Raw genomic sequence first — 229 nt, 5'->3', positions numbered from 1 at the left:
CCCCATAAAAAGACTCCTGGTCCGGTTGGACCGGTATCTCCGGTCGGGCCGGTATCTCCAATTGGACCAATATCCCCAGTTGGACCGGTGTCTCCGGTTGGGCCGGTGTCTCCGGTCGGGCCGGTGTCTCCAGTTGGGCCGGTGTCTCCAGTTGGGCCGGTGTCTCCGGTCGGGCCCGTGTCTCCGGTTGGGCCCGTGTCTCCGGTTGGGCCGGTTGGATCTATGATAT

General features: G+C 63.8%; 1 protein-coding gene. It reads right to left on the bottom strand.

All coding sequences use genetic code 11. The features are described from left to right. A partial coding sequence (locus tag V7D18_RS05085; protein WP_426152082.1) for a hypothetical protein occupies positions 1–229 on the bottom strand: 229 nt, incomplete at both ends.

The organism is Lacrimispora sp. 38-1 (genome assembly GCF_049890855.1).
In the GTDB taxonomy this organism is placed as follows: Bacteria; Bacillota; Clostridia; order Lachnospirales; family Lachnospiraceae; genus Lacrimispora.
Note: the sequence above shows the minus strand (reverse complement) of the source record. Positions and strands in the feature narration are given on the sequence as shown.